Annotated in this window: 1 protein-coding gene; it reads right to left on the bottom strand. The window is 70.9% G+C overall.

Annotation, left to right across the window (positions count from 1 at the left end; genetic code table 11):
* The coding region (locus ACWDSL_RS51425; RefSeq protein WP_450496430.1) for an SDR family NAD(P)-dependent oxidoreductase at positions 1-5,717 on the bottom strand (5,717 nt) is incomplete at both ends.

Raw genomic sequence — 5,717 nt, 5'->3', positions numbered from 1 at the left:
TACGTGGCCAACAACGCCTGCGCCTCGATCGGATCACCCAACCTCGTCCCCGTGCCGTGCGCCTCCACCACATCCACATCCGAAGCCGACAGACCTCCACTCGCCAACGCCTGACGGATCACCCGCTGCTGGGACGGACCATTCGGCGCCGTCAGACCATTCGACGCGCCGTCCTGGTTGACCGCCGAACCCCGCATCACGGCAAGCACTTCGTGTCCATTGCGGCGCGCATCGGACAGCCGCTCCAACACCAGCACACCCACGCCCTCGGACCAGCCAACGCCGTCGGCCGACTCCGAGAATGCCTTGCACCGCCCGTCCGGCGACAACCCCCGCTGCCGCGAAAACTCCACAAACGCCACAGGCGTCGACATCACCGTCACACCACCGGCCAACGCCAGCGAACACTCCCCCGCCCGCAACGCCTGCGCCGCCAAATGCATCGACACGAGCGACGACGAACAGGCCGTGTCGACCGTGACCGCCGGGCCTTCGAACCCCAAGGTGTAGGAGACTCGGCCCGAGGCCATGCTCGCGGCGCTGCCGTTCCCCTGATAGCCCTCGAACTCACCCCCGCCGAGCAGATCGGCGTAGTCGTTGTACATCACCCCGGCGAACACACCGGTCCGGCTGCCCCGCAGCGACACCGGATCGATCCCGGCCCGCTCGAACGCCTCCCACGACGTCTCCAGCAGCAGCCGCTGCTGCGCATCCGTCGCCAACGCCTCACGCGGACTCATCCCGAAGAACGTCGCGTCAAACCCCCCCACGTCACGCAGGAACCCACCTTCACGGGTGTAGGAGGTGCCGAGGTGGTCCGGGTCCGGGTCGTACAGCGCCTCCAGATCCCAGCCCCGGTCGGTCGGGAAGCCAGAGACCACGTCGACTCCCTCGAAGACCACCCGCCACAGGTCCTCGGGAGTACGCACCCCACCCGGGTAGCGGCAGGCCATCCCCACGACCACCACCGGGTCGTCGGATGTGGCGGGAAGGGGGTGGGTCGGCGCCGACATCTCGGTTTCGGCTCCGAACAGCTCGTCGATGAGGTAGTCGGCGAGGGTGGTGGGCCTGGGGTAGTCGAAGACGAGGGTGGCGGGCAGCCGGAGCCCCGTAGCGGTGTTCAGCCGGTTACGCAGCTCCACCGCCGTCAGCGAGTCGAACCCCAGATCCTGGAACGACCGGGAGGGTTCGACGGACTCGGCTCCGACGTGCCCGAGTACGAGCGCCACCTGGCCGCGTACCAGGCTCAGCAGGGCGTCACGCCGCTCCTCTCGATGGGTCAGCGTGCTCAGTCGCCGGATGAGCGAGGCGGCTGCCCCCGAGCCCGCGACGGCTGCGCGGCGGGCCTTGGCCCGGACCAGTCCGCGCAACAGCCAGGGGATCTCGTCCTGGGTGCGCAGCGCGGGCAGGTCGAGCCGGACGGGTACGACGGCGGCCTCGCCGCTCGCCAGGGCGGCGTCGAACAGCGCCACCCCCTGTTCGGCCGACAACGCCTGCATACCCGAGCGCGCCATCCGCCTCAGGTCGGCCTCGTTCAGTGCACTGGTCATCCCGCCCACCGGCTCCCACGGGCCCCAGGCGAGCGATACGGCCGGCAGACCGGCCGTACGTCGATGCTCGGCCAGCGCGTCCAGGAAGGCGTTGCCCGCCGCGTAGTTGGCCTGGCCGGCTCCGCCGAACACGCCCGCCGCCGAGGAGAAGAGGGCGAAGACGGAGAGATCCATGTCCCGGGTCAGCTCATGCAGATGCCACGCCGCGTCCACCTTCGGCCGCAGTACGTTCACCATCCGCTCCGGCGACAGTGCCTCCACCACGCCGTCGTCGAGCACACCTGCCGTATGGACGACTCCCCACAGCGGATGCGCCTCGGACACCCCGGCCAACACCTCGGCGAGCCCGTCGCGGTCGGCGATATCGCACGCTGCCACGGTGACATCCACGCCGTGAGCCGTCAGCTCGGCGACGAGGTCCCCGGCGCCGTCGGCGGCCGGGCCACTACGGCTGAGCAGCACCAGGTGGCGTACGCCGCACTCGGCCACCAGATGGCGGGCCACCAGCCGGCCCAGTCCTCCCGTGCCTCCGGTGATGAGCACGGTGCCCTCGCCGTCCCATGCCGGCGAGGTCCCGTCGGGTGCGGGGACGCGGATGAGCCGGGCCGCCCGGATCGCGCCGTCGCGCAGCGCCACTTGCGGCTCCGCGGAGGCGAGGGCTTCCAGCAGCAGCGATCCCGGTGCCCTCACGCCGTCGACGGCGCGGTCGGCGCTGGGGCCGGACTGCGGGTCGAGATCGAGGCCGAGGTCTAGGTCTAGGTCGATCAGACCGAACCGGCCGGGGTGTTCGGTCTGGGCCGAGCGCACCAGACCCCACACCGAGGCGGCGGCGAGGTCGGCGGCGGCCGTCGCGCCACGTGTGACGAACACCAGCCGGGAATCCGCCCACCGCTCCTCCGCCAGCCAGGTCCTGAGCTGCTCCAGCACGCTGGTCGTGGTGGTACGTACGGACTCCACCACCGGCGATCCGGAGTCGCCGCCAACCACGGGCACCAGCACGATGCCCGGTGCCGCGGCCTCCGATGCGGCCGCCAGCGAGGCGAGATCGGCGTGCGTTTCCGCCGCCGCGCCGCCCTCTTCGACCAGCGCGACCAGGCCCAGCGGGTCCGGGCCCACGACCGCCAGCTGTTCGCCGACGGGGGCCGCCGCGGGTGTCGCCACCCAGTCCAGACGGAACATGGAGGTACGCGCGACGTCCGGGACACCGTCGCCGCCGTCCCCGTGCTCGGCCGGGAGCTCGGCCACCACCAGGGAGTCCACCGTGGCCACCGGGGCACCGCACGGATCGGCGAGCGCGATCGACAAGGCGCCGTCCGCGCGACGTGACAACCTCACGCGTACCGAGGAGGCGCCCACGGCCCGCAGCGAGACCCCCGACCAGGAGAACGGCACGGCACTCGTGTCCGAGTCCGCATCATCCAATACGGCCACGTGCAGAGCGGCGTCGAGGAGCGCGGGGTGCAGGCCGAAGGCCGCCGCGTCTGCTTCCATCCGCTCCGACAGGTCCACCTCGGCGAACAGTTCGTCGCCCAACCGCCACGCGGCCCGCAGGCCCTGGAACGCCGGGCCGTAGTCGAAGCCCGCGGCCGCCCGGCGCTCGTAGAAGCCGTCCAGGTCCAGCGGCGCCGCCCCGGTCGGCGGCCACACCCTCGCATCCGGCGTCGCCTCGCCGAGTTCAGCGAAGGACGGCGACGCGGCGGCGGTGAGGGTACCGGTGGCGTGCCGCAACCACGGTGTGTCCTCCGCGCCCTCGGGCCGCGAGTGCACACTCACCGGGCGGCTGCCCGTCTCGTCCGGTTCGCCCACGGTCAGCTGCAGCTGTACGGAGCCCTGTTCGGGAAGCACGAGCGGTGCGGTCAGGGTGAGCTCGTCCACCCGGTCGCAGCCGACCTGGTCACCCGCCCGGAGCGCCAGCTCCACCAGCGCCGTACCCGGCACCACCAGCCGCCCCATCACCCGGTGATCCGCCAGCCACGGGTGGGACCGCGTCGACAGAAGGCTCGTGAACAGATGTCCCCCGGCACCCGCGAGCTCGACGGCGGCACCCAGGAGCGGATGGTCGGCCGCACCAAGGCCGGCCGCGCGTACATCGCCGGCACGGCTCGCCGTACCCGCTGGCCAGAACCGCTCGTGCTGGAAGGCGTAGGTGGGAAGGGCCACCCGCCGGGCGCCCGCGAACAGCGGAGACCAGTCCACCTCCACTCCTCGTACGTGGAGCCGAGCGAGGGCGGTGAGGGCCGACCGTTCCTCCCCCTGGCCCTTGCGCAATACCGGCACCAGCGCTGCCTCCTCCGGCGCAGACTCCTGCGCCAGGGCGGAGAGCACCCCGTCGGGCCCCAGCTCCACGAAGACCGTGACGCCGTCGTCGGCCAGGGTCCGTACCCCGTCCGCGAACCGTACGGCCTGACGGACGTGAGCCACCCAGTAGGCAGCAGAGCACAGCTGCTCCTCCGCCGCGAGGCCGCCCGTCACGTTGGAGACCACCGGAATGGCCGGGGGCTGGTAGGAGATGCTTTCGGCCACGGTACGGAACTCTTCCAGCATCGGGTCCATCAGCGGGGAGTGGAACGCATGCGACACCCGCAGCCGGCTTGTCTTCCGCCCCTGCGCCGCAAACCGCTCCGCGATCTCCAACACTGTCTCCTCAGCCCCGGACACCACCACCGAACCAGGACCGTTGACAGCCGCGATCGACACCTCGCTGGACAGCAGCGGCAGCACCTCATCCTCCGCCGCCTGCACCGCCACCATCGCCCCACCCGCGGGCAACCCCTGCATCAACCGGCCTCGCGCCACCACCAGCGCACACGCGTCCGCCAGCGACAACACCCCCGCCACATGGGCGGCCGCGATCTCCCCGACCGAATGCCCCACCAAGTAGTCAGGGGCAATCCCCCAGGACTCCACCAGCCGGAACAACGCCACCTCAACCGCGAACAGAGCAGGCTGAGCGAACTCCGTCCGATTCAGCAACCCCTCGTCCTCGCCCCACACCACATCCCGCAACGCCACACCCAACAACGGATCCAACTCCGCCACCACCTCATCCCACGCCCCCGCGAACACCGGGAACCGCCCATACAACTCACGCCCCATCCCCAACCGCTGAGCACCCTGCCCCGCGAACAGGAACGCCATCCTGCGCTGCTCGCTCACCGAACCCTCGACCACACCCCCATCAGCCTCACCCGCGGCCAGTGCCGCCACGCCCCGCGCCGCGCTCTCCAGGTCCTCGCCCAGCACCACCGCCCGATACTCAAACGCCGACCGGCCCGCAGCCAGCGAGCAACCCACATCCCGCAACCCCAGCCCACCACCAGTCCCCATATGCGACAGCAGCCGCCCCGCCTGGGCACGCAAAGCCGCCGCCGACGCACCCGACACCACCCACGGCACCACACCGACGCCGTCCGAAGACTCCTCAAGCCCGCCGTCGACAGGGGCGGAGAGACCCGGCTGCTCGACGATGAGGTGGGCGTTCGTACCGCTGATCCCGAAGGACGAGACGCCGGCGCGCCGCGGATGCCCGGTCCCCGGCCACTCGACCGCCCGGGTGAGCAGTTCGACCGCGCCGTCTTCCCAGTCCACCTCGGACGAGGGTGTGTCGATATGCAAGGTCTGCGGCAAGAGACCGTGCCGCATCGCCATCACCATCTTGATCACACCAGCCACGCCCGCCGCGGCCTGTGTATGACCGATGTTCGACTTCACCGACCCCAGCAACAGCGGACGGTCCGCCTTACGATCCTGACCGTACGTGGCCAACAACGCCTGCGCCTCGATCGGATCACCCAACCTCGTCCCCGTGCCGTGCGCCTCCACCACATCCACATCCGAAGCCGACAGACCCCCACTCGCCAACGCCTGACGGATCACCCGCTGCTGGGACGGACCATTCGGCGCCGTCAGACCATTCGACGCACCATCCTGGTTGACCGCCGAACCCCGCACCACCGCCAACACCTCGTGCCCATTACGGCGCGCGTCCGACAGCCGCTCCAACACCACCACGCCCACGCCCTCGGACCAGCCCACACCGTCGGCCGACTCCGAGAACGCCTTGCACCGCCCATCCGGCGACAACCCCCGCTGCCGCGAAAACTCCACAAACGCCACAGGCGTCGACATCACCGTCACACCACCGGCCAACGCCAGCGAACACTCCCC

It is taken from the genome of Streptomyces sp. NPDC000941, assembly GCF_053599555.1.
Note: the sequence above shows the minus strand (reverse complement) of the source record. Positions and strands in the feature narration are given on the sequence as shown.